The following is a 25,162-nucleotide window of genomic DNA, read 5'->3' as shown; positions in this document are numbered from 1 at the left end:
TTATACTATATGGTAACTGGTTCTTTTTCAATTTTCTTTCCAAATTAGCTACGCTATTATGTTCAACGATTTTGCTCAAGCTCCTTCAGCAAAGCCTTTACACATACATCTAGCTCCTTATAGGTTTCACGATATATTTCTAGTGGGCCTCCGTAAGGATCAATCACATCTCCAGGCTGATTATGGCTAAATTCCTTAATCGTATATATTTTAGGCAAAGCCTCAGGAAACTGCCGTAAAATAAGATCTTTATGCGAATGGGTCATCGTGAAAATATAAGTAGCCCAATCGACTAACTCACTTGTTAAAAGCTGTGAGGAATGCTGAACCGGAATCCCTTTCTCCAAAAGAGCCTGGGCTGTATGGGTTGAGGCTGGTTGTCCATCAGCCGCAAACACACCCGCTGATTTTATATGAATGCCCTCTGAAAGATGCTTCGCAATCGCTTCAGCCATCGGGCTTCTACATGTGTTTCCCGTACATACAAATAAAAGGTTCATAAAACAAAGTTCCCCTTCCTAACACCAATCTACCTATAAAGGTAATAATAGTTTAATACCAAATGCAAATAAAATACTCCCTCCAAGTGCTTCACCATATGAACCCAGCCATTCCTGTACTCTTCGACCTAACAAAAGTCCAGCCCAGGTTAGCACCATACTGACCAAACCAAACATTAAAATGGCTACAATAGGAGATACCTTATAAATCCCCAAACTCAGACCAACCGAAAAGCTATCTAGACTTACACTAAGTGCAAATATAATTAATCCAAACCCTTTTGGCGTAATCATTGGCTCATCATCCTTTTTAAAGGACGAAATAATCATTTGAATGCCAAGTAAAAGTAATAAGACGCCCCCAACGATAGATGCAATATTTCCAAATTGATGAGAGAGAAAATCACCAATCAGAATTCCAATTAACGGCATCCACATATGAAAAATACCAATTGTGATTCCTATGTAAAAAATCTGTTTTAATCGAAGAGGAATTAATCCCATCCCAAGCCCAACAGAAAAGGCGTCCATTCCTAGTGCAAATGCCATAATAAACAAAGTAAGAACTTCTCCGGGTATAGCTGACATATCTGTATTCGACCTCCTTGGACTTGCTAATTCAACTTATGCAAGTCCAAGGAAAAATAGAAGAATTTATTTTTCCGTAATAAATTGATGTCCGGCCGCTTTTTCTAATCGATTCATAATCGCTTCACCAATACCAGTTGTCTGAAACGCCTCACTGTAAATAAGATCAATAGGTTCCTCGTCAAATTTACGTAAAGTATCATAAAGACGATTGGCTACTGTGGATAAGTCTTCTCTTAATCCACAGGATAGAACTACATCTGCTTTGTACAATTCTACTGTTTCATCCGTTGCTAAAACTCCTACTTTTTTACCTTGGTTCATTTCTTCATATACAAGCCCCTGAATAAAAGCCTGGCTTCCTTTTACAATAAACAAGGGAGCATTCGGAGCATAGTGCGTATATTTCATTCCAGGTGATTTCGGACTGGAATCTTTCTTTGTTAAAGCAAGGTCTAGCGCAACTTCCCCAACTACCTCTTCAATCTGCTCCTTCGTAATGCCACCAGGCCTTAAAATAACAGGGATTTTCTCGGTACAATCAAGCACCGTCGACTCAACACCCACCCCTGTGATTCCTCCATCAACAAGCCCAGCAATTCTTCCGTTCAGATCATTCCACACATGCTCTGCTGAAGTTGGACTTGGTTTCCCCGATAGATTTGCACTAGGAGCCGCTAACGGAAGTCCCGATGCCTTTAGAATCGCTAGTGCAACCGGGTGATCCGGCATTCTAATAGCAACTGTGGATAAGCCAGCTGTCACTCGTTCTGAAACAGCATCCTCTTTTGCAGGTAGAATGAACGTTAACGGTCCAGGCCAAAATTCGTTCATCAGCTTCAGTGCAACTGCCGGAACTTCTGTCACTAACTCTTGCAGCTGGTGCTGATCCGCGATGTGGACAATTAACGGGTTATCACTAGGTCTTCCTTTCGCTTCAAAAATTTTAGTAACAGCTTCTGTCGATTTTGCATTCCCACCTAGTCCGTAAACCGTTTCAGTTGGAAAAGCAACAACCTCATTTTTTATTAATAATTGGGCTGCTTCCTGTATATGTGGATAAGATGTGGATAACTCCTCCTCCATATCCACAACCCATTTCTTCGTTTTCATTAAAAACACCTCTAATACGAACAGTTGATGAAACTATTAAATCATAATTGAGCAAAATTATAAACAATGTGATGTTTTTTATGGAAAAGTAGGTAGTTTATACACATAAAAAGAGAAGTTATCCACATTTTTGTGGATAACTTCTCTATCCTGTTGATAAGTTTGTGGAAATCTTAAATCACAAATTCCATAATGACTGTTTCATCAAGATGTAATGTTTCTTGTAGATGCTCTGTTTCCACTATATAGTTTGGAAGCTCTAGCTTGTCCTTTTGCTTAAAGCCTAATAAGGTAAAAAACTCAATCGAAACGATTTTATTTGTCGCTAAGTATAGCCTCTTTAATTCTTTTTCCTTTGCTAGCTTTAGGATTTGCTGAAACATGTCTAAAATTGTTGTCTGTTCCGCCTTTGGTGAAATAACGAGAGATCTGAGTAACCCCTCCTGCTCCACCCTTTGAATGCCTAATGTCCCTAATAAGTTCCCATCTAAATCTTCCATTACAATGAAATGATCAATCTGTTCTGCTAGACCCTTTGTGCTTACTTGAGCTTGTCCAAGAAAGGACATCATTTCTCCTAAATCCTTTGGTTCTGCAGTACGGATAATAGTCGTCGTCATTTCAATTCCCCCTCATTAAATTTACTGTTGGTATAACCTATGAGGTAGATTCAAAAAATAGAACATTTACTAGATTTGTTTATCCAAAAATTTTGGACAACCACTCGACTACAAAGAATTTCACTTCTACTTCTGGCTCTTCCTCTACTACAGTCGCCTCAGTTTGAGTTTCCCCACCCTTTGAAGCATCTACTGCATCCCCATTACCAAAATCTAAGAAGCAGAGCGGAGGAAATAGTACACACCACCAGTTGTTACCCTTTGCTTCACCAAGCGTGATTAGGATTGCCTCATATTCACCAGCAGGATAGATGTAAGAACCATATACCTTAGTCGGAAACTTCACCTGTTTGTCATATCCAACTGTGTAAGCTTGATCACTGTTTTGTTCCTTTAACACATTTTCAACAATCACTTCAATGTCACCAAGACGATCTTGAATTAAATCTCTCGCATCTTGAATTGATGTTAATTCCTCGACCCACTTTGTAATTTCTTTATTTACTTCGTCACGAACCTTTTGCTTTAACGCTTGATCTTCTGCTGAATTACTATTTGCTAGAATTCTAAGTCGGATCGCCTCATCCGGAATCACAACGGCCTCGTTTTCAGTAGCCATGGCTGGTTTCAAAGTTGTCGTTAAGGTAGCCCCAATAAATAATAATAGTACATATATAATTGCCAATTTAGTTAGTTTAGTTAATTTCATTTTTCTCTACACCGTCCCTTCACTAAAACAGTGTAGTCAAAAAACTAGAATCCTAAACTAGTAAATTAAAAAAATCTAGTAAACTTTTATTTTTTGGTTTTTTCCCTATTAAAACATCCGCTGAGACATGGCTTTTTTCATCGAAACATTAGGAATTGCACGAAAAGCGAAAGGAATTGAATTGCACAAACAGTAAAAAACAACCCGATCTGCTCGAGTTGCTTTACCGTATTAGATCATTGCATATACCATTCGATCTTTGCCATTAATATCATCCTGAACTTCTACTACTGCATTTGAAAAGGTTTGTTGTAGCATCATGGCCACTGCTTGACCCTGTCCAGCCCCTACCTCAAAAGCAACAATCGCTTGATCGTTTAGAACCAAAGGAAGCTCCTCCATAAAGCGACGATAAAAATCAAGACCATCCTGTCCACCAAACAGTGCTCGGTGTGGTTCATGATCCTTCACGACGTCTGATAATATATCATCATTTGGGATGTACGGAGGATTTGAAATCACAATATCTACCTTCTTACCAAGCTTTTGGATTGGTGCCAGCATATCTCCATGTAAAAAGGTGACCCTTGCACCTAGTTTTTCTGCATTTTGACGAGCGACCTGTAATGACTCTTCTGCAATATCAGTTGCAAAGGTAGTTAGTCGCTCTTCCTCTAATGATATTGTAATGGCAATTGCACCACTTCCAGTCCCTACATCGACAAGATCCAGAGTTTCTTTTGCCGGGAAGTGTCGCTTCATTCTCTGAAGAACACCAAGGACAAGTTCCTCTGTTTCTGGTCTCGGAATGAGAACCTCTTGATTCACATCAAAACGTCGACCATAAAACTCCTCATAACCGGTAATATGCTGAACAGGAACCCCTTTTTTATGTAATGTGACTGCCTCTATCAACGCTTCTTGCGCTTGGCTTGGTAAATCCTCTCTCATATTCATAAATAACTGAGTACGGTTATAGTCGAGTACATGCATTAAAAGAAGCTCTCCCGCTTTCGCTTCTCTCCCTGCTTCCTCTAAAAAAGAAGAAGCCCAATTTAGGGCTTCATACACTTTTGTAAACAATTATTCTGCCTGCTCCATACGTGAAGCTTGATCTTCCATAATAAGAGCATCAACCACTTCATCAAGCTTTCCTTGAAGAATCTGATCAAGCTTTTGAATGGTTAATCCAATACGATGATCCGTCACACGATTTTGCGGGAAGTTATACGTACGAATTCGCTCAGAGCGGTCACCAGTACCGACAGCAAGTTTACGATTTGCATCATATTCCGCTTGTACTTCCTGGTTAATTTTATCGTAAACACGCGCTCTTAATACTTTCATTGCTTTTTCTTTATTTTTGATTTGAGACTTTTCATCCTGACACGTAACCACCGTGTTAGTTGGAATATGCGTTAAACGAACTGCAGACATCGTCGTATTAACGGATTGTCCCCCAGCTCCACTTGATGCATACGTATCAACACGAATATCTTTTTCATGGATATCTACTTCTACCTCTTCAGCCTCAGGTAAGACTGCTACTGTAGCTGTAGATGTATGAATACGACCACCAGATTCTGTTTCTGGAACACGTTGTACACGGTGTGCCCCATTTTCAAACTTCATCTTAGAATAAGCACCTTTACCATTGATCATAAAGATGATTTCCTTATATCCACCTACACCTGTAGAAGAAGCTTCAATCACTTCTGGTTTCCAACCTTGTGCTTCTGCATAACGAGAATACATACGATATAAGTCCCCAGCAAAAAGGGCCGCTTCATCTCCACCAGCCGCTCCACGAATTTCAATAATTACGTTCTTATCATCATTCGGATCCTTTGGTAAAAGCAATAAACGCAAGCGCTCAGAAAGTTCTTCCTCTTGTTCTTCTAATTCACTAATTTCAAGCTTAACCATTTCACGCATTTCTGCATCAAGCTTTTCTTCTAGCATAGCCTTTGCATCTTTAAGCTGTTCGCGAACATCTTTATATTCACGGTAAGCCATTACTGTATCTTGTATATCGGACTGTTCCTTTGAATATTCACGTAGTTTCTTTGGATCATTGACGATAGCTGGATCACTTAACAGCTCATTCAGCCTTTCGTAACGATCTTCAACAGATTGCAATCGATCTAACACAATCATTCACCTCATTTTTTAGCCATAACATTCTAATTATAGTATAGAGAAATCAGGTAGTCAAAGCAAACTCTATTGGTGACAGTTAGTGGGGAAATGTTATGGAGAGGTAATTAAGCAATAGCTTAAGAACTAATCGCGTGAAGATGCGACATATTTGCGTCTACCACCACTTTTAACTAAAAATAAAGGTGGTGATTCACTAAAAATCACCACCTTTTGCCTACTACTACTGCCCACCATCCCCATCATGTACACGGACGTGTATATGATAACGTGGCATGGCTTTTGTTATATCATGAAGCAGTTTATGTCTCAGCTTATCTTTTTCATCTTTGGAATAGGATTTATTTGAATGCACGGTTACATACGCATTATCTCCATTGATAAATACCGAGCCAGGTGTCACCCCGTCATGGTTATCAACAACATCCCTAATTTTGTCAGTATCCGTCCCAAAATCTGGACGTGGTGCAGTTGCATCATAATAATTGACTGGACTTTGATTCGGTGGGAAAGCACCATCACCTAGAGGGTCTTCGTCACCAGTATCATTTGCTCTTTCATATGTCATAAGCTTTAGGCCATTTTGGTCTTCTGCTGTTTTCACATTACTGCAGCCTGATACAAGTAATACAACACTCAAAAATAAAAGCAGCTTTATTCTCATGATCATCCCTCCTATTGATAGGATAACCCTGAGCGAAAGCTGCTTTGCATGGAAAATATTACGAATTTAATGTTACTTGCTTAATAACAGGCTTGTTTCTTACTTCATGACAATGTCTACAACGAGGTTCATATGATTCAGACGCTCCTACTAAGATAATCGGGTCATCATAAGATGCTGGCTCGTTATTAATTAATCGCTGTGTTCTGCTTGCAGGAGAACCACAACCTGAACATACGGCATGAAGCTTCGTAACATGTTCCGCCACTGCCATTAGATCTGGTACTGGACCAAACGGCTCGCCTCGAAAGTCTTGATCAAGGCCTGCTACAATAACTCGGTGTCCTTGGTAAGCTAATTGTTGTGCAATCTCACCAACTTGTTCATCGAAAAATTGTACCTCGTCAATTGCTACGACATCCACATCTGCCGTTACTTGGTCTAATATTTCACGAGAAGAAGATACAGGGCGTGCTTGTACAGACGTACCATTATGTGAAACTACATTTTCTTCGCTGTATCTATTATCAATAGCTGGTTTAAAAACCATTACATGTTGTTTAGCATATTGCGTACGTTTTACACGTCGAATGAGCTCCTCTGATTTTCCAGAAAACATACTGCCACAGATGACCTCAATCCAACCGCTCTTTCTCATTTCGTACATAAGACGGTCTCTCCCTTTCTCGTCTTCACGTTTTGTTCAACTGAATGACTTCTTTTATTAGTATACTTGTTTCAGCGATTAGAAAATGACTAAATATCATTTTCCAGTTTTCCCACTAAGTATCACATCTATTTAAATAAGTAACTGTTTATCATAATCATATCAAGTAAAAAAGCAGACAAGGAATGAACTCTTGCCTGCTTTTTATACGGCATTGCTAATACTTCGTTTAGACAGTATTACTTAAGACCATATTTCTTGTTGAATCTATCTACACGACCATCTGCACTAGCGAACTTTTGACGTCCAGTATAGAATGGGTGGCATTCAGAACAAACCTCAACCTTTATCTCCTTTAATACAGATCCAGTTTCGAATTCGTTTCCGCAAGCACACTTAACCATAACTTGTTTATAGTTTGGGTGAATTCCTGTTTTCATGTTTTTCATCTCCTTCTGCCCTGAAACCGTTTTTGAATCAGAGTAAGTTTGTACACATATCGTAAGTGAGATCGTAGCAAGATGCTTGTTAAATCTCACTGCTAAAATCACACATGATGAAATTATAGCAGTACGATGACTCTTTTGCAACCACCTAAGAGAGAAGTTCTATTACCAATTTATGACCTAGCCGAGCTAGTCCCTTTTTTATCGTCTTCCATTAGCTGAAAGAATTCCTCATTCGTTTTCGTATTCCGTAAACGACGTAAGAAACGCTCAATAAAGTCTGGGGAATCGGTCATACCTCTTCTAATGGTCCAGAGCTTGTCTAAATGATCCTTTGTAATCAGAAGCTCTTCTTTTCTTGTACCAGAGCGACGAATATCAATAGCAGGGAAGATTCTCTTTTCTGCCAATGAACGATCAAGATGCAACTCCATATTACCTGTTCCTTTAAACTCTTCATAAATGACATCATCCATACGAGAGCCTGTTTCAACTAATGCAGTTGCTAGGATGGTTAAACTTCCACCTTCTTCAATATTACGTGCAGCTCCAAAGAAGCGTTTCGGACGGTGGAAAGCAGCCGGGTCAATTCCCCCTGATAGCGTTCTTCCACTTGGAGGAATAACTAGGTTATACGCTCTTGCTAAACGAGTGATACTATCCATCAGGATAATAACATCTTTTTTATGCTCAACCAATCTCATTGCACGTTCAAGAACAAGCTCAGCTACCTTAATATGGTTTTCAGGAACCTCATCAAAAGTAGAACTAACCACATCACCTGCTACGGAACGTTCGATATCAGTTACTTCCTCTGGTCTTTCATCAACTAGAAGAACAATCAGTTCTGCTTCTGGATGATTGGTCGTGATACTATTGGCAATTTCCTTTAATAGCATCGTTTTCCCTGCTTTTGGAGGGGCAACAATCAGACCACGCTGACCAAATCCAACGGGAGCAATTAAATCCATGATTCTTGTTGACGTTTGGGTAGGGCTTGTCTCCAAAATAATTTGACGATCTGGGTATAGAGGGGTTAGTGCTGGGAAGTGAACTCGCTCTTTGGCAGATTCGGGATTATCTCCATTTACAGCCTCTACATGCAAAAGTCCGTAATATCGTTCATTTTCCTTTGGAGGTCTAACTTTACCTGAAACCTTATCACCATTACGTAAGTCAAAACGTCTAATTTGTGAGGCTGATATATAAATATCCTCAGAACTTGGTGAATAATTAATCGGTCTTAAGAATCCGAATCCTTCTGACTGGATAATTTCTAAGACACCTTCCATAAACATAAAGCCGTCTTTTTCAGCCTGTGCCTTTAGGATGGCAAAAATTAATTCTTTTTTGGTGAGCTTGCTATAATAAGACACCTTAAAATTACGGGCTTGTTCATATAAATCCTTTAATTTCATTTCTTCTAAACTAGAAAGAGTAAGACCATTACTCATTTGAACACCACTCTTTTAACTTAATTATTGTACGTTACAATGCAAGCGCTTAGTTATCCATCTTTTCATAATCATGTACCTGAGAGAATAAAAAGGTAGAAACGATGGAAAGGAAAAGAAGTAAGAAGATTTCTTCGAAGTTATTTTGAAGAAGTTAATAAGCGAATGAAAATACGTAGCAATTCTTATTTTACCCCTATTACACCGATTTAATCAACACCTGGCTACTAGAAAACATTTTGACAGATTACGTGCTTGTCTTTATTTTGTTATCTAATTTTGTCAAAATAACTAGGAATACGTAAGAAATTGTTATTATTTTGTTTTTGGTAAATAGGCTGTTTCATAACTTTGTTACTCTTATTAACAAGAAGTTAAATTAAAACTCTTGTCCGTTTCTTTCCGTTGCAGGCACTTGCTTTCCGCGGGGAGGGATGTGAGCCTCCTCGGCTGCGCCTGTGGGGTCTCACACTTCCCTCTATCTCCCGCAGGAGTCAAGTGCCTTCCACTTCAATCAACTCTGAATTTTAACACAAAAAACAACAAAGTGCTTATAAACCTAAAAAAACATTAATACAATTTAATCTCTTAAATCTTTGAAATCTTAACTTCAACTCTTTATTAATGATTTCCACCCCAGGATGCCCGCTATCCGACGAAGCAAAAAACGAAGACTCCCCTTAGTTAGAAAGTCTTCGTTGCATAGTTGTAATTTTGATTAATATTAAATTAAGGCTTAAACACTAAATTAGGTTTTTTATTTAGGCTGTGTCGGCCGTCGATAAATCGGACGGTTCCGGATTTTGCACGCATGACGAGGGAGTGGGTGGTTCCTGCGGTTCCTTTGAATTGAACTCCACGTAATAGTTCACCGTCGGTTACACCTGTTGCTGCGAAGATCGCGTCATCACCTTTAACTAGGTCATGCATATAGAGAATACGATCTACGTCTTCAATACCCATTTTACGACAACGGATTAGCTCTTCTTCTGTTTGAGGAAGTAGCTTTCCTTGAATCTCTCCGCCTAGGCATTTTAATGCTACAGCTGCAATAACTCCTTCTGGTGCTCCGCCTGAACCAAATAGGATATCGACTCCTGTATGGTCAAAAGCTGTGTTAATGGCTCCTGCAACATCACCATCATTGATTAATTTTATACGTGCTCCAGCTTCTCTAATTTCTTGAATGATTTTTTCATGTCTTGGGCGATTAAGAACTGTCGCTACTACGTCTTCGATATCTTTATTTTTCGCTTTGGCTACTGCTAGTAAATTTTCATAAACAGAAGCATTAATATTTATTTTTCCAACTGCTTCAGGTCCAACCGCGATTTTATCCATGTACATATCAGGAGCATGCAATAGGTTACCATGATCTGCAATCGCAAGAACAGCAAGTGCATTCCATCCACCTGTTGCCACAATATTCGTTCCCTCTAACGGGTCAACTGCGACATCTACTCTAGGACCGTAGCCTGTCCCCAGTTTTTCTCCGATATATAGCATCGGTGCTTCGTCCATTTCCCCTTCACCAATAACCACAGTCCCCTTCATTGGTACTGTATCGAATACATCACGCATTGCAGAAGTCGCTGCATCATCTGCCTCATTCTTCAGCCCTCTCCCCATCCATCTCGCTGACGCAAGAGCTGCGGCTTCAGTGACACGTACAAGCTCCATCGATAAACTACGTTCCATGATAGTTTCTCCCCTTATCATTCTCTATTGAGTTTTGTATATAAAAAAATATGTTATACCAAATCGTGATTTTCTCACAATTAGTATAACATATTTTCTTCAATCATCTATTAAGAATTTTGTAGTTGTTCGATTTCTTGCTCTGACATACTTTCTCTCCAAATAACCGCACCAAGACCATTTAACTTCTCTACTAGGTTTTCATAGCCTCGATCAATATGCTCCAGTCCAGAAACCTCTGTAATTCCTTCAGCCATTAAGCCTGCTACGACAAGTGCCGCACCTGCACGCAAATCACTTGCTCGTACCTTGGCTCCTTGTAATTGTGCTGGACCATTTATAATTGCCGAACGCCCTTCCACCTTAATAGTGGCATTCATTCTTCTTAGCTCATCAATATGCTTAAATCTAGCCCCATAAATCGTATCTGTTACGACACCTGAACCATGTGCCTTTGTTAGCAATGAAGTGAATGGCTGCTGAAGGTCCGTTGGAAAGCCAGGATATACTAGCGTCTTGATATCTACAGTTTTTAATTGATCGCGACCTCTAACTAGAATTTTATCATCCTTTGTCTCAATCACTACTCCCATTTCGCGAAGCTTAGCAATCAATGATTCTAAGTGAAGTGGGATGACATTATCAATGACAACCTCTTCTCCCATTGCAGCACCTAAAATTAGATATGTACCTGCTTCAATTCGGTCTGGAATGATACTGTGACGGCAACCTTGCAAAGAGTCTACCCCATCAATACGAATAACATCAGTTCCTGCACCTTTAATTTTAGCCCCCATACTTGTTAAAAGTGTGGCAACATCGATAATTTCCGGTTCTTTGGCTGCATTTTCAATGATTGTTCGTCCTTTAGCTCTTACTGCAGCTAACATTATATTAATGGTAGCCCCTACGCTTACCACGTCTAGATAAATTCTTGCACCTCTAAGCTCATCTGCACGCAAATAAATCGCACCTTGCTCATTGGTTACCTTTGCTCCAAGTGCTTCAAACCCTTTTATATGCTGATCAATAGGTCTTGGTCCTAAATGACAACCACCTGGTAATCCGACTACTGCTTTCTTAAAACGTCCAAGCATGGCACCCATAAGATAATAAGAAGCACGTAATTTTTTTACTTTTCCGTTAGGTAGTGGCATTGAAATCATTTTTGATGGATCCACGATAATTTCACTATCATTTAAGGAAACAGTACCGCCAATTTCTTCTAACAAATCCGATAATGTTTGCACATCTGAAATATTTGGTAATCCATCAATAATTACAGGAGACTCAGCTAAAATCGTCGCAGGAATTAAGGCTACTGCACTATTTTTAGCTCCGCTAACCCGAACTGTTCCATTTAACTTGTTTCCACCTTCTATTTTAAGTTTTTCCATGTAAATCTCCCTTCCAATTTATGGTCGCTCACGAAGGACATACACTTAACGTTATTTTATCCCTTAGTTTACACGATTATGAAAAAAATATGTAATGAAAAGGAAAAATCGCGACAAAATATCTATTTTAACGAATTTTTTACTGTTATATTTAATTTCATTATTTTCATCATAACATGGCTTATTTAAAGAGGACACTAATATATTTTTATCGGGGTTAGGTGAGAAAAGGTGAGCGATATCATAATTTTGTATAGTATGTTTGTGTTGATTTTCGTTACAGAATTATCGCTTTCCTCGGGGCGGGGAATGGAAGTGACTGTAGCTTAGAACAAGAGATTGAATTTTTATTGGATTAAAACAAAAAGCAGCAGATGATATATATATCACCCACTGCTCCTGTATTATCGATTATTCCAATCAGCCAAAAACTGTTCAATTCCTTTGTCCGTTAACGGATGGTTAAATAATTGAAGGATTACTTTTAATGGTACCGTCGCGATATGTGCACCTCGTACTGCTGCTTCTGTAATATGTTGTGGATGACGAATCGAAGCTGCAATAATTTCAGTAGGGATATCATGAACTAGGAAAATTTCAGCAATTTTGCTAACTAGCTCTAAACCATCTTGACCGATGTCATCTAGTCTTCCAAGGAAAGGCGACACATAGGTAGCACCTGCTCTTGCTGCTAATAACGCTTGATTTGCTGAGAAGATTAACGTTACATTCGTCTTAATGCCTTCTGCAGTGAATACTTTTACTGCTTTTAAGCCATCTGGGGTCATAGGAACTTTTATTGTAATGTTCGGAGCAATTTTCGCGAGCTCTCTACCTTCTCTTAACATACCTTCTACATCTAAACTAATAACCTCCGCACTAACTGAACCGGATACTTCTGCGGTAATTTCACGAAGGCGCTCCTCAAATGTCACTCCTTTTTCTTTAGCGACAAGTGATGGGTTGGTAGTTACGCCAGAAAGAATTCCCAATGCGTTAGCTTCTTTTATTTCTTCAATATTAGCTGTATCAATAAAAAATTTCATACCGATTTCCCCTTTTCCCTGGTTTTAGTATGTAATCGTCTTTAAATATGTCTGTTTTAGCATATTACGCTTTTTTTACAAAGAAATTGAATCTATATTGTGTCCGTTGATTTCCGCTTCAGGCACTCGCTTTCCGCGGGGAGGGACGTGAGCCTCCTCGGCTTCGCCTGCGGGGTCTCACGCTTCCCTCTATCTCCCGCAGGAGTCGAGAGCCCTCCGCTCCAATCAACTCAAGGTTTTAACAATACTAATCAAATGCAATAATCTTTAGCTATGGAGCCTTACATATAGTAAGAAACCGCCCTAAAATAGGCGGTTGTCATATTTATGCACGGTTTGAAGATCCGAATTCTTTCATCTTTCCTTTAACCGTTTCTTTGATTACGTCGCGAGCTGGCCCTAAATATTTACGTGGATCATACATATTTGGGTTTGCTTCTAGTACTTCACGTACCTTGTTTGCTGAAGAAATTTGGTTTTCTGTATTTACGTTAATTTTCGCTGTTCCATAAGAAATAGCTCTTTGGATATCCTTTGTTGGAATACCTGTTCCACCGTGTAAAACAAGAGGTACACCTGTTGCTTTACCGATCTCTTCCATCTCTTTAAATCCAAGGTTAGGCTCACCTTTGTAAGGTCCATGTACAGAACCAAGTGCAGGTGCTAGACAATCAATACCTGTTCGAGTTACAAGCTCTTCACATTCCTTTGGATCAGCATAGATTACGCCTTCTGCAATAACGTCATCTTCTTGACCACCGACTACTCCTAGTTCAGCCTCGACAGACACTCCATGGAAATGAGCAAGCTCGACAACCTTTGAAGTTGTCTCGATGTTTTCTTCAAAAGGATGGTGAGAAGCATCGATCATAACAGAAGTAAATCCTGCATGAATTGCCTTTGCACATGATTCAAAGCTTGAACCATGATCTAAATGGATCGCAACAGGTACAGTTACCTTGTATTCTTCCATTAGCGCTTTAACAATCTCAACGATTGTCTTAAAGCCACCCATGTATTTCGCAGCACCTTCAGAAACACCTAAAATAACAGGTGAATTTTCTTCTTGTGCAGCTTGAAGAATCGCCTGAGTGAACTCTAAATTGTTAAGGTTAAATTGACCAACCGCATAACCTTCTGCTTTACCCTTTTCTAGCATTTCTTTCATTGAAACTAAAGGCATATTTTTGTCCTCCTTATGTATCCTAAATACCCAAACCTCTTAAAGTCCTATCTTTACTATTTTTCCCGATTAAAAAGCAATTATGTAAAAGGACCTATTATTTAGAGGCTTTTCAGTAAATAGCATACCAACTATTGTTAAAAACAGCAACGTTGAATACTTTGAGAACTACCTTTATGAGCGGATTGGCAGATGCTTCTTAACAGCTTCTCTTATTTCATCAATATCAAATGGCTTTGCAAAATGAGTAATAGCACCAAGGTCCTTTGCCTCTTGAATCATATCAAGCTCGCCATATGCAGTCATAATAATTACTCGAATTTCCTGATCAACTGCCTTCATTCTTTTTAATATTTCAATCCCATCCATGCCAGGGATTTTCATGTCTAATAAAACAAGATCTGGAGAATGCTTATCTACTATTTCTAACGCTTGATAGCCATTTGCCGCTTGAAATGTTTGATAGCCTTCCTTTTGAAATACCTCATTAAGTAAAATTCTTATGCCAAACTGATCGTCCACAATTAATATTTTTTCTTTCACAGCTTTCATCCCCCTGTTAGTAATTATTGTATCTAGAATACCTACGTCGTTCTTGCGAGTCTATCTATTTGTAATCAGAACTTGATATTCGTCAACATTATGCTAATGCAAATAATTCTCTTTTTATGCTAAAAATCCTCTTTTCTGTCGAAATTAGTTTCCGACAAAATCCTACTAATTTCTAGTTTTTTCTCCTTTTTCCTGTTAAATTTCTTTGCTAAAGGCTGTAAAACCTCCAATTTCGGAGTTCTTCCAATCCCTCTATTTTAAACAATACCTCCAGAAAAACAGCTTGATTCTTTAATACAGCCTAAGTTTTTGATATAGTTCGATATAATGGAAAGGCTTTGTTAAACCTTGTTGTTGATTTTCGTTTCGGGACACTCGCTTTCCGCGGGCGGGTTTGGGAGCCTCCTCGGCGTTTTACCGCCTGTGGGGTCTCCCTCACCACGCTTCTCCCGCAGGAGTCTCGCGTCCCTCCACTTCAATCAACTCTGCTAAAATCAACAATGTACATTAACATAGCCAATAGAAAAATTGGTAGGGTCAGGTGATTAGATGTTAAAAATGTTTACAACTCAGCTTCAGGGTGTTTTTAAAAAGATAGAGGAAAAAGAGGATGTTCATATAGAGGAAGGTGCACGGTTACTTTCACAAGCCTTAGTTGGAGATGGGGCTGTTTATGTTTATGGATTGGAGGAGTTACAGGCTGTTGAACTAACTGCCTTACTTGGACCAGAGAAATTAGAAGGGTTCCTTCCTTATCTTAAAAATGGGCAAGCTGTAGATGTTAAACCACTAGACCGAGTATTGATTTTTGCTAGAAATTCAAATGATGTGAAGGCTATTGCTCTCGTCAAGGATTTACAAGAGAACGGAATCCCTACAGTTGCCGTTTCTTCCATTCATAATCAAGAGGAAGAAGGGCTACATCAGCTAGCAAATGTGCATATCAATACTTATTTAACTAAAGGGTTGATTCCAGATGACTTCGGTAATAGGTATGGCATACCTACGTCTATGGTAGCTTTATATACCTACTATGGATTAATGTTTACGGTAAAAGAAATTTTAGCAGAGTATGAAGATGAAGAATAAGAAAATAGTAAAAAGCCCTCTTCGCCATGAAGAGGGTTTTTTAACTTATCTTTCTTGATTTTGCAGGGATGCTTGTACAAAATCTCTAAATAATGGTTGTGGTCGCGTTGGACGAGATATAAATTCTGGGTGGAATTGAGACGCTACAAACCATGGGTGATCTTTAATTTCAATAATTTCAACAAGACGTCCATCTGGGCTTGTTCCAGAGAAAGTAAATCCTGCCCCTTCCATCTGTTGACGGAATTGATTGTTGAACTCATAGCGATGACGGTGACGCTCATAGATTACTTCATCCTGATAAGCAGTAAAGGCAAGCGTTTCTTCCTGAAGCTTACATGGCTGTAGACCTAAGCGAAGTGTCCCACCTAAATCCTCGACATCCTTTTGTTCAGGTAATAAATCAATGATTGGATATGGCGTGTTCGGATCAATTTCAGCTGAATGAGCACCTCTTAAGCCAAGCACGTTTCTTGCATATTCAATGGAAGCTAGCTGCATTCCTAAGCAAATTCCGAGGAATGGTACTTTATTTTCACGAGCATATTGAATGGCAGCGATTTTACCTTCAATTCCACGGTCACCAAAACCACCAGGAACTAAGACGCCGTCTACATCATTTAAAAGCTCTTGAACATTTTGTGTATTTACTTCTTCTGCATTAATCCATTTTACTTCGATATCACTATCGTACGTATAGCCAGCGTGACGTAAAGCTTCAACCACAGAAATATAAGCATCTTGAAGCTCAACGTATTTTCCTACTAAGCCAATTTTCGTCTTCTTAGAGAGATTCTTTACTTTATCAACAAGCTCGCTCCACTCTGTCATATCAGCACCCTTGCAAGTTAACTTTAAGTGCTCGCAAGTAATTTGATCAAGACCTTGAGCTTGTAATGACAATGGCACAGAGTAAAGAGTATCTGCATCAATTGCTTCAATAACTGCTTTTGGATCTATATCACAGAATAATGCAATCTTGTCCTTCATATCTTGAGAAACCGGCATTTCTGCACGAACCACGATTACCGTTGGCTGAATTCCTAAGCTTCGAAGCTCTTTTACGCTATGCTGAGTCGGCTTCGTTTTCATTTCACCCGCCGCTTTAATGTAAGGTACTAATGTACAGTGAATATACATAACATTATCGCGACCAATATCACTCTTAATTTGGCGAATCGCTTCAAGGAATGGAAGGGATTCAATGTCTCCAACCGTTCCACCAATTTCAGTAATTACAACATCTGCATTCGTTTCGCGTCCTGCACGGAATACGCGTTCCTTGATTTCGTTCGTAATATGAGGAATTACCTGAACTGTTCCACCTAAATAATCACCACGGCGTTCCTTTTTTAGAACCGTTGAGTAAATTTTACCTGTCGTTACGTTTGAAAATTTTGTTAGGTTAATATCGATAAATCTTTCATAATGCCCTAAATCCAAGTCGGTTTCAGCACCATCGTCTGTTACGAAAACCTCTCCATGTTGGTAAGGACTCATCGTACCTGGATCAACATTGATATACGGATCAAATTTTTGAATCGTTACATTTAACCCGCGGTTCTTTAATAATCTACCTAAAGAAGCAGCCGTAATTCCTTTACCTAATGATGACACTACTCCACCTGTTACAAAAATATACTTTGTCATGTTGATCCCCCTTATCCTGTCTATCCGCACTTATACAGTCGATTCACTATGTAAACAACTCTCTTAATAAAGTGCCTTGTTTTTTAATTTTTATTAGAAAAGCTACCCTGTAAATGAGGGTGATCATTGACTGAGAACACTTATTTTCCACGGGATGAATTAGGAAGCCTTCTTGGTGCAAATGCTCCCGAGAGGCTTTTACCTAAAGGCATCTCTCGCAGTATTTTCGCGTCTGCCAATACGATCAACTGCTAAAAATATATACGGTTCTTTAACAGAAATCTGAAAAAAACCAACAAAAAAAGCAAAAATCACTACACCTTTTTCAAGGGAGCAATTTTTGCTTTTGTATGAAACGTTTAAAAAACGTCTGCTTTTCTAGAGCCCAAATATGATTTTATAGACAGGCCATACAAAAGTCAAGCAGAAGATTATAAGTCTTCTTCATCTTCTTCTAAATCTTCTAATTCCTCTTCTTCATCTAAATCTTCATCCTCTTCATCGAGGTCTTCATCAAGATCGTAATCATCATCTTCATCCAGAAGATCATCGTCTAGATCATCATCTTCTTCATCGTCGTCATCGTCATCGAGAAGATCGTCTTCCTCTTCTTCATCGATTTCATCCAGATCATCTAGTTCATCATATTCTTCTTCATCAATCTCATCGAAGTCATCTAAATCTAGATCGTCTTCATCATCCTTAGCTTTACGCTTCTTCTTAGGCTTAGCCGCAGGAATAATTTCTTCCTCAATTTGATCATACGGATACCAGCTTCTTAAGCCCCAGCGATTTTCACCAACGGCAATAAAGCGTCCATCTATATTTAAGTCTGTATAAAATTGAGACATACGTTTTCTAACATCTTCATCTGATAGCTCAAGTAACTTGGCGATCTCAGTAACTAGTTCTGGAAAGCCAATTGCCTGTTTTTTCGCTACCATGATTTCAAAAGCTAATTCAATCATTGATAATTGCTTAATTTGTTCCTGTGAGTAATTTAGTAAACTCAAGTCACAGCACTCCCTTTCTAAATACCTAAAAATAACCTAAAAGTCTATTATGTAGAATAAAATGCTATAGCAAACATACTTTTCATTATAAACAAAAATATACCAATTATGCTATATATGTGTAACGTTTTTTTTCGACTAGTAATTGACGCCACTAGAAGTTTGTCGAATTATCATAACATAGACTATAAAATAAGAGGAGTGAAATTCACTCCTCTTATTGATTCTACATATTCCTGCGGTATTGGCCGCCTACTTCATATAGTGCTCTAGTGATTTGACCTAAGCTCGCGACTTTTACCGTTTCCAGTAGTTCTTCAAAGATATTTCCACCGGATACTGCCACCTTCTTTAAACGATTTAACGCTTCGTCTAGCTCAGCCTGGTTCTTTTGATGGAAGGAGTTTAAGTTATCAATTTGCTGGACTTTTTCTTCCTTAGATGCACGAGCAAGTTCGATATTGTCTAACTCTTCATCAGATGGTGGATTCGGATTAAGATACGTATTCACCCCAATGATCGGTAGCTCCCCAGAATGCTTCTTCATTTCGTAGTACATTGATTCCTCTTGAATCTTCCCACGTTGATACTGAGTTTCCATTGCACCAAGAACCCCACCACGATCATTGATTCGTTCAAACTCTTGAAGGACTGCTTCTTCTACTAGATCTGTTAATTCCTCAATGATAAACGAGCCCTGCAGTGGATTTTCATTTTTGGTTAACCCGTGCTCCTTCGTGATGATCATTTGAATGGCCATCGCACGGCGTACAGATTCTTCAGTTGGTGTGGTAATCGCTTCATCATACGCATTGGTATGCAAGGAGTTACAGTTATCCTGAATCGCCATTAAGGCTTGTAATGTCGTTCTGATATCATTAAAGTCTATTTCCTGGGCATGAAGGGAGCGTCCACTTGTTTGAACATGATATTTCAGCTTCTGGCTACGCTCATTTGCTCCATACTTCTCTCTCATTACCACAGCCCAAATTCTTCTCGCAACTCGCCCAATTACTGTGTACTCAGGATCTAAACCATTGCTGAAAAAGAACGATAGATTTGGTGCAAAATCATCAATATTCATTCCTCGACTTAAATAGTATTCTACGTAAGTAAACCCGTTTGATAGAGTGAAGGCTAATTGGGAGATCGGGTTAGCCCCAGCTTCAGCAATATGATAACCAGAAATTGAAACGGAATAGTAGTTTCTAACTTTATGGTCTGTAAAATATTGTTGAATATCACCCATCATTCTTAACGCAAACTCGGTTGAGAAGATACAAGTATTTTGACCTTGGTCCTCTTTTAAAATATCAGCTTGAACGGTTCCCCGAACAGTTTGAAGTGTCCATTCTTTTACCTCGATATATTCTTCCACGGTTAAAATTCGACCTAGTTCTTTTTCACGCTTTTCAATTTGCTGATGAATCGCGGTGTTAAAGAACATCGCTAGAATAATCGGTGCCGGACCATTAATCGTCATGGAAACAGAGGTGGAAGGTGCACATAAATCAAAGCCGTCATACAGCTTTTTCATATCTTCTAATGTACAAATATTCACTCCACTTTCGCCGACCTTACCGTAGATATCTGGTCGGTAATCTGGATCCTCTCCGTACAAGGTAACCGAGTCAAACGCTGTACTCAAGCGCTTGGCTGTATCATCCTTTGATAAGTAGTGGAAACGGCGATTTGTTCTTTCCGGTGTTCCTTCTCCTGCGAACTGACGCTTTGGATCTTCTCCTTCACGCTTGAAAGGGAATACTCCAGCCGTATAAGGGAATGCACCCGGAACATTTTCCTTGTAAATCCAACGAAGAATTTCACCGTAATCCTTAAACTTCGGTAGCACGACCTTTGGAATATCTAATCCTGATAAGCTTTTCGATGTAAGCTTTGTCACGAATTCCTTATCGCGGACCTTTGTTACAAATTCTGTACCCGAATAGTTTTCCTTAAGCTTCGGCCATGTTTCTAACAGCTTTTTAGATTCTGGTGATAGTTTAAAGTCAAACTTTTCGCGGACCTCTTGCAATGCTTGAACTGGCTGTTCCTGCTCACCTAAAGCTTCTATCGCTCCATCAATTTGGAAAAGCTTACGAGCAGCTTCTGCCTGTTCTTCAGATTTTTTATGATAATTACGAACTGCATCTGAGATTTCACGTAAGTAGTAGCGACGATTATTTGGAATAATCACGTTTTGCTTTTCGACTAGATTCCCCTTTGAAAACGAAGTGCTCCAATCCTTTTCACATTTCGTATTAATCACATCTACTAAAGCTGCAAATAAGGAATTTGTTCCTTTATCATTAAATTGGCTAGCAATTGTTCCATATACCGGCATTTGAGAAAGGTCGGTTTCAAAAAGCATATGACTACGTTGATACTGCTTTTGAACCTGACTTTTGGCATCCTCAGAGCCCTTTCGTTCAAACTTATTTATGACAATTAGATCAGCATAATCAATCATATCGATTTTTTCTAGCTGAGAAGGGGCACCAAATTCACTTGTCATTACATACATGGATACATCACAAATTTCAGCGATTTCAGCATCCCCTTGACCAATACCACTCGTTTCTACAATGATTAAGTCAAAATTAGCAGCCTTTGCAACCGAAATCGCATCCTTAATTGCCAGCGACAGCTCCGTTTTTGAACCACGGGTGGCTAAACTTCTCATAAAGACGCGCTGATTAAAGATCGCATTCATACGAATTCGGTCCCCAAGTAAAGCTCCACCTGTTTTTTGCTTAGTCGGATCTACTGATAGTACAGCAAGCTTTGCTTCAGGAATCTCATTTAAAAAGCGACGAACGAGCTCATCAGTCAGAGAGCTTTTCCCTGCTCCACCCGTTCCGGTGATTCCAAGCACAGGTACATTTTGTTCAAGGTCCTTTACTTTTTGTAACACTGCCTGAATGTCCGGATTTTTCGTTGTTGCATTAACCTGACTCTCAGCGAGGGTAATTAATCTAGTAATTGATTGAATATTACCTTTTTGTAGACCTTCTACTTCATCTTCCACAGAAGTAACGGTTGGGAAATCACATTCCTTAAGCATTTCATTAATCATGCCTTGAAGGCCGTGCTTTCTACCATCTTCCGGGGAGAAAATACGCGCAATCCCGTAATCATGGAGTTCCTTGATTTCTCTTGGAATGATAACGCCGCCTCCACCTCCATAGATTCGGATATGGGAGGCATTACGCTCTTTTAAAAGGTCATACATATACTTAAAATATTCAACATGACCTCCTTGATAAGAAGAAACAGCAATTCCTTGGACATCCTCTTGGATTGCTGCTGTGACAACCTCTTCTACAGAGCGGTTATGACCAAGGTGAATGACCTCTCCGCCAGTCGCCTGAATAATTCTGCGCATGATATTAATGGACGCATCATGCCCATCAAATAGACTCGATGCTGTTATAAAGCGAATATGATGTGTAGGTTTATAAATTTCGACCATTATGAACCCTCCTCTAGCTTTTTTGAACGAACACCTTCTAGCAATGTGTTGATTTGTAGATTCGTATATTCTTCAAGTGTGTATAGACCTTGTAGGACCCATCTTCTGAAGCCCCACATTTGTCCTTGTACAAAAATATTATGAGAAAGTAGCTTTCTTTCCTGATCGGTTAACGTGATCTCTCCGTTTTTGACACAGCTCGATAAAATGGACTCGAACATCTCTACCATTTCTAATTCTTTTTTTAACACATATGGAAGGGCAACCTTCGTTAGTGATTTGGCCTCTTGATACATGACAAGTACCTCATCCTGCATTTCGTCCATCACGATAAAGTAGTTGGAGATCGCTTTTTTGAGATTCTCGATACTCCCTTGATTGGGATCAATATCCTCGTTAAGGCGCTCCCTCACCTGGTCATAGATCCGGTCACATACTAAGTAAAGGACATCCTCCTTTTGACGTATATATTCATAGAGAGTTCCGATACTAAAGCCCGCTGCCTTTGCAATTTCTCTTGTAGTCGTGCGGTGGAAGCCCTTTTCTTTGAATAAGGAAACAGCGCCTGTAATCATTTGATTTCTTCTGATCTCGATTAACCGTTCATCTTTCACAGATGCTTGAACGTTTTGATTCGTCATCTCCACTCACCGCCTATACCAGAGTTTTATGGCTTTATTTAGCTAGCATTCTTGAAATAACTAAGCGTTGAATTTCTTGAGTACCTTCATAGATTTGAGTGATTTTAGCATCACGCATAAAGCGTTCTACAGGATAGTCCTTTGTATAGCCATAGCCTCCGAAAACTTGAACCGCTTCTGTTGTCACTTTCATTGCTGTATCTCCTGCTAAAAGTTTGGACATTGCAGATTCTTTTCCGTACGGAAGGCCTTGTGATTCTAACCAAGCTGCTTGATAGGTTAATAGTCTTGAAGCTTCAATGCTTGTTGCCATATCAGCAAGCTTAAAGGCAATTCCTTGCTGTTCGATGATCGGCTTTCCAAACTGCTTACGCTCTTTTGCATATTCAACCGCTGCATCCAGGGCACCTTGTGCAATTCCGACTGCTTGAGCTGCAATTCCGTTACGTCCACCATCAAGTGTCATCATCGCTACTTTAAAGCCCTGACCTACTTCACCAAGGATATTTTCAGCTGGCACGCGGCAATCTTCAAAGATAATCTCAGTTGTTGGAGAAGAACGAATTCCTAGCTTGGCTTCCTTTTTCCCAACCGAAAAACCAGGGAAGTCTTTTTCAACGATAAAGGCTGTCGTTCCACGAGTACCCTGCTCCGGATTAGTAATGGCAAAGACTACGTAGAAATCAGCTACGCCACCATTAGTGATGAAGATTTTCGAACCATTGATAATATAATCATCGCCGTCCTTACGGGCATTCGTTTTCATTCCACCCGCATCAGATCCAGAAGAAGGCTCCGTTAATCCGTAAGCACCAATCGACTTACCCTCTGCCATCGGACGAAGATACTTTTGCTTCTGCTCTTCGGTACCAAACTTAAACAACGGCCAACCCGCAAGTGAAGTATGAGCTGAAAGAGTTACCCCCGTAGAAGCACACACACGAGATAGCTCCTCAATTGCAATCACATACGCTAGATAATCACTACCAATTCCACCATACTGCTCCGGCCAAGGAATCCCCGTTAACCCAAGCTCCGCCATCTTATCAAAAATGTCACGATCAAAACGCTCCTCCTCATCACGCTCAGCAGCAGTCGGAGCCACCTCATTCCGCGCAAAATCACGAACCATCTTCCTAATCATCTCATGCTCTTCCGAAAGTCTAAATTGCATAACCAATTCCTCCTCTTTCCTTTAGCACATTAACGTACCGGGGGCCTGGCCCCCATTGCGTTAATGCGTTACCTAGTTAAATTTTATATTTATAGATTTTTACCGATTACAATACGTTGAATTTCACTTGTGCCTTCATATATTTCACATATTTTCGCATCTCTGAAAAAGCGTTCGACTGGATATTCCTTTGTATATCCATAGCCTCCAAAGACTTGGATCGCCTCTGTTGTTACATCTACTGCTGCTTTTGAGGCAAATAACTTTGCCATTGAGGACTCCACCGTACATGATTGGCCTTTCATTCGAAGCTCTGCTGCACGGTAGATTAATAGTTTGGCAGCCTCTACGCTTGTCGCCATATCCGCAAGCTTAAATCCTATCCCTTGCTGATCAATAATCGGCTTCCCGAACTGGTGACGCTGTTTTGCGTATTCTACCGAATGCTCTAGGGCAGCTTCTGCAATTCCTAGTGCTTGTGCGGCAATCCCAATCCGTCCCACGTCTAAGTTTGCCATCGCAACCTTAAAACCTTCTCCCTCATTACCCAGGAGATTCTCTTGAGGGACCCTCGCGTTCTCAAATATCAATTCAACGGTCCTGGAACCATGAAGGCCCATTTTGTGTTCATCTTTACCAATAATGAGACCAGGAGTATCCTTCTCAACAATAAAAGCAGAGATTCCTTTACTACCAGCTATTTCAGGATTAGTTCTCGCAAATACGATATACGTATCAGCTTCCCCACCATTTGTAATAAACATTTTGGAGCCATTAAGAATATAAGAATCTCCTTCTTTAATAGCACGTGTTCTAAGACTCGCTGCATCTGACCCAGAGCTTGGTTCTGTTAGCGCAAAGGCACCTAAGTATTCACCTGAAGCAAGTTTAGGTATATACTTCTGCTTTTGCTCCTCCGTTCCAAAATATAGGATTGGATTAGTCCCCACAGAAGTATGAACAGATAAGATAACCCCAAGGGTAGCACTTACTTTTGAGATTTCATGAATCGCAATTATATACGAAACAAAATCCATCTCGGCTCCGCCATACTTCTCAGGAACCGGAATCCCCATTAATCCAAGCTCACCCATTTTCTTTAAAACTGGACGTGGGAACTCACCAGCCTCCATCCTAGGTACAAAAGGAGAAACCTCTCCATCAGCAAAATCTTGAACCATCTTCCTCATCATCTCTTGCTCTTCGGTGAATCTTAAATTCATGCTGTAATCCTCCTTTAACACACTAACGCACCGGGGGCCTGACCCCCGCTGCTTTAACGCGTTACTTTAGTGGGGGCCTGGCCCCCATTCCGTTAAAGCACTAAAG

Annotated in this window: 23 protein-coding genes; 1 reads left to right on the top strand and 22 read right to left on the bottom strand. The window is 39.8% G+C overall.

The annotated features are described in order from the left end of the window. Positions 1-62: 62 nt before the first annotated feature. The 16 genes from M1D60_RS01335 to M1D60_RS01260 all read right to left on the bottom strand — a co-directional run bounded on the left by M1D60_RS01335 (position 63) and on the right by M1D60_RS01260 (position 14,794). On the bottom strand, positions 63-500 hold the full coding sequence (locus tag M1D60_RS01335) for a low molecular weight protein arginine phosphatase (RefSeq protein ID WP_456277435.1): 438 nt from the start codon (positions 498-500) through the stop codon (positions 63-65). Between the two features lie 33 nt (positions 501-533). After that, positions 534-1,088 carry a manganese efflux pump MntP gene (locus M1D60_RS01330; protein WP_456277434.1) on the bottom strand — a complete coding sequence of 185 codons (555 nt, stop codon included), beginning with the start codon at positions 1,086-1,088 and terminating at the stop codon, positions 534-536. Positions 1,089-1,154: 66 nt separating this feature from the next. Next, positions 1,155-2,201: an L-threonylcarbamoyladenylate synthase gene (locus tag M1D60_RS01325; RefSeq protein WP_456277433.1), complete on the bottom strand. Its 1,047-nt coding sequence runs from the start codon at positions 2,199-2,201 to the stop codon at positions 1,155-1,157. Between the two features lie 173 nt (positions 2,202-2,374). Continuing rightward, a complete protein-coding gene (locus M1D60_RS01320; RefSeq protein WP_456277432.1) occupies positions 2,375-2,821 on the bottom strand; it encodes a GNAT family N-acetyltransferase in 447 nt (148 codons plus the stop codon). A gap of 79 nt (positions 2,822-2,900) precedes the next feature. Further along, the gene (spoIIR, locus tag M1D60_RS01315; protein ID WP_456277431.1) at positions 2,901-3,530 is read right to left on the bottom strand and encodes a stage II sporulation protein R; all 630 of its coding nucleotides are present in this window, start codon (positions 3,528-3,530) and stop codon (positions 2,901-2,903) included. Positions 3,531-3,761: 231 nt separating this feature from the next. After that, a complete protein-coding gene (prmC, locus tag M1D60_RS01310) occupies positions 3,762-4,613 on the bottom strand; it encodes a peptide chain release factor N(5)-glutamine methyltransferase (protein ID WP_456277430.1) in 852 nt (283 codons plus the stop codon). Beyond that, entirely contained in the window at positions 4,614-5,681 is a 1,068-nt protein-coding gene (gene prfA / locus M1D60_RS01305; RefSeq protein ID WP_456277429.1) for a peptide chain release factor 1, read from the bottom strand. Positions 5,682-5,910: 229 nt separating this feature from the next. After that, the gene (locus tag M1D60_RS01300) at positions 5,911-6,351 is read right to left on the bottom strand and encodes a hypothetical protein (RefSeq protein ID WP_456277428.1); all 441 of its coding nucleotides are present in this window, start codon (positions 6,349-6,351) and stop codon (positions 5,911-5,913) included. 58 nt (positions 6,352-6,409) lie between these two features. After that, a complete protein-coding gene (locus M1D60_RS01295; RefSeq protein WP_456277427.1) occupies positions 6,410-7,018 on the bottom strand; it encodes a thymidine kinase in 609 nt (202 codons plus the stop codon). Between the two features lie 239 nt (positions 7,019-7,257). Further along, positions 7,258-7,458, bottom strand: coding sequence for a 50S ribosomal protein L31 (gene rpmE / locus M1D60_RS01290; protein WP_456277426.1), 201 nt, complete (start codon positions 7,456-7,458; stop codon positions 7,258-7,260). Positions 7,459-7,637: 179 nt separating this feature from the next. Next, a complete protein-coding gene (gene rho, locus M1D60_RS01285; protein WP_456277425.1) occupies positions 7,638-8,918 on the bottom strand; it encodes a transcription termination factor Rho in 1,281 nt (426 codons plus the stop codon). Positions 8,919-9,647: 729 nt separating this feature from the next. Continuing rightward, on the bottom strand, positions 9,648-10,616 hold the full coding sequence (glpX, locus tag M1D60_RS01280) for a class II fructose-bisphosphatase (protein ID WP_456277424.1): 969 nt from the start codon (positions 10,614-10,616) through the stop codon (positions 9,648-9,650). A gap of 110 nt (positions 10,617-10,726) precedes the next feature. Then, on the bottom strand, positions 10,727-12,013 hold the full coding sequence (locus M1D60_RS01275; protein WP_456277423.1) for a UDP-N-acetylglucosamine 1-carboxyvinyltransferase: 1,287 nt from the start codon (positions 12,011-12,013) through the stop codon (positions 10,727-10,729). Positions 12,014-12,417: 404 nt separating this feature from the next. Beyond that, a complete protein-coding gene (gene fsa, locus M1D60_RS01270; protein ID WP_456277422.1) occupies positions 12,418-13,059 on the bottom strand; it encodes a fructose-6-phosphate aldolase in 642 nt (213 codons plus the stop codon). Between the two features lie 325 nt (positions 13,060-13,384). Continuing rightward, entirely contained in the window at positions 13,385-14,242 is an 858-nt protein-coding gene (locus M1D60_RS01265; RefSeq protein ID WP_456277421.1) for a class II fructose-bisphosphate aldolase, read from the bottom strand. A gap of 174 nt (positions 14,243-14,416) precedes the next feature. Beyond that, positions 14,417-14,794: a response regulator gene (locus M1D60_RS01260; protein ID WP_456277420.1), complete on the bottom strand. Its 378-nt coding sequence runs from the start codon at positions 14,792-14,794 to the stop codon at positions 14,417-14,419. A gap of 549 nt (positions 14,795-15,343) precedes the next feature. Between M1D60_RS01260 and M1D60_RS01255 the strand changes: the two genes are divergently transcribed. Next, entirely contained in the window at positions 15,344-15,883 is a 540-nt protein-coding gene (locus tag M1D60_RS01255; protein WP_456277419.1) for a DUF2529 domain-containing protein, read from the top strand. A gap of 45 nt (positions 15,884-15,928) precedes the next feature. On the opposite strand, the gene M1D60_RS01250 is transcribed toward M1D60_RS01255, so the two are convergent. From M1D60_RS01250 to M1D60_RS01225, 6 genes are all read right to left on the bottom strand, one after another. Beyond that, complete coding sequence (locus M1D60_RS01250) at positions 15,929-17,533, bottom strand: CTP synthase (protein ID WP_456277418.1); 1,605 nt, start codon at positions 17,531-17,533, stop codon at positions 15,929-15,931. Between the two features lie 431 nt (positions 17,534-17,964). Then, complete coding sequence (gene rpoE / locus M1D60_RS01245; RefSeq protein ID WP_456277417.1) at positions 17,965-18,546, bottom strand: DNA-directed RNA polymerase subunit delta; 582 nt, start codon at positions 18,544-18,546, stop codon at positions 17,965-17,967. A 226-nt stretch (positions 18,547-18,772) separates the two neighbouring features. After that, positions 18,773-22,018 (bottom strand): fused isobutyryl-CoA mutase/GTPase IcmF, encoded by a 3,246-nt coding sequence (icmF, locus tag M1D60_RS01240; RefSeq protein WP_456277416.1) that lies wholly within the window; start codon positions 22,016-22,018, stop codon positions 18,773-18,775. Next, positions 22,018-22,659 (bottom strand): TetR/AcrR family transcriptional regulator, encoded by a 642-nt coding sequence (locus M1D60_RS01235; protein ID WP_456277415.1) that lies wholly within the window; start codon positions 22,657-22,659, stop codon positions 22,018-22,020. Before M1D60_RS01235 ends, icmF begins: the two co-directional genes overlap by 1 nt. Positions 22,660-22,693: 34 nt before the next feature. Continuing rightward, the gene (locus M1D60_RS01230) at positions 22,694-23,833 is read right to left on the bottom strand and encodes an acyl-CoA dehydrogenase (RefSeq protein ID WP_456277414.1); all 1,140 of its coding nucleotides are present in this window, start codon (positions 23,831-23,833) and stop codon (positions 22,694-22,696) included. Positions 23,834-23,922: 89 nt separating this feature from the next. Then, positions 23,923-25,056, bottom strand: a complete 1,134-nt coding sequence (locus M1D60_RS01225; RefSeq protein WP_456277413.1) for an acyl-CoA dehydrogenase — start codon at positions 25,054-25,056, stop codon at positions 23,923-23,925. Positions 25,057-25,162 lie beyond the last annotated feature (106 nt).

This window comes from Bacillus sp. AK128, assembly GCF_053903075.1.
Note: the sequence above shows the minus strand (reverse complement) of the source record. Positions and strands in the feature narration are given on the sequence as shown.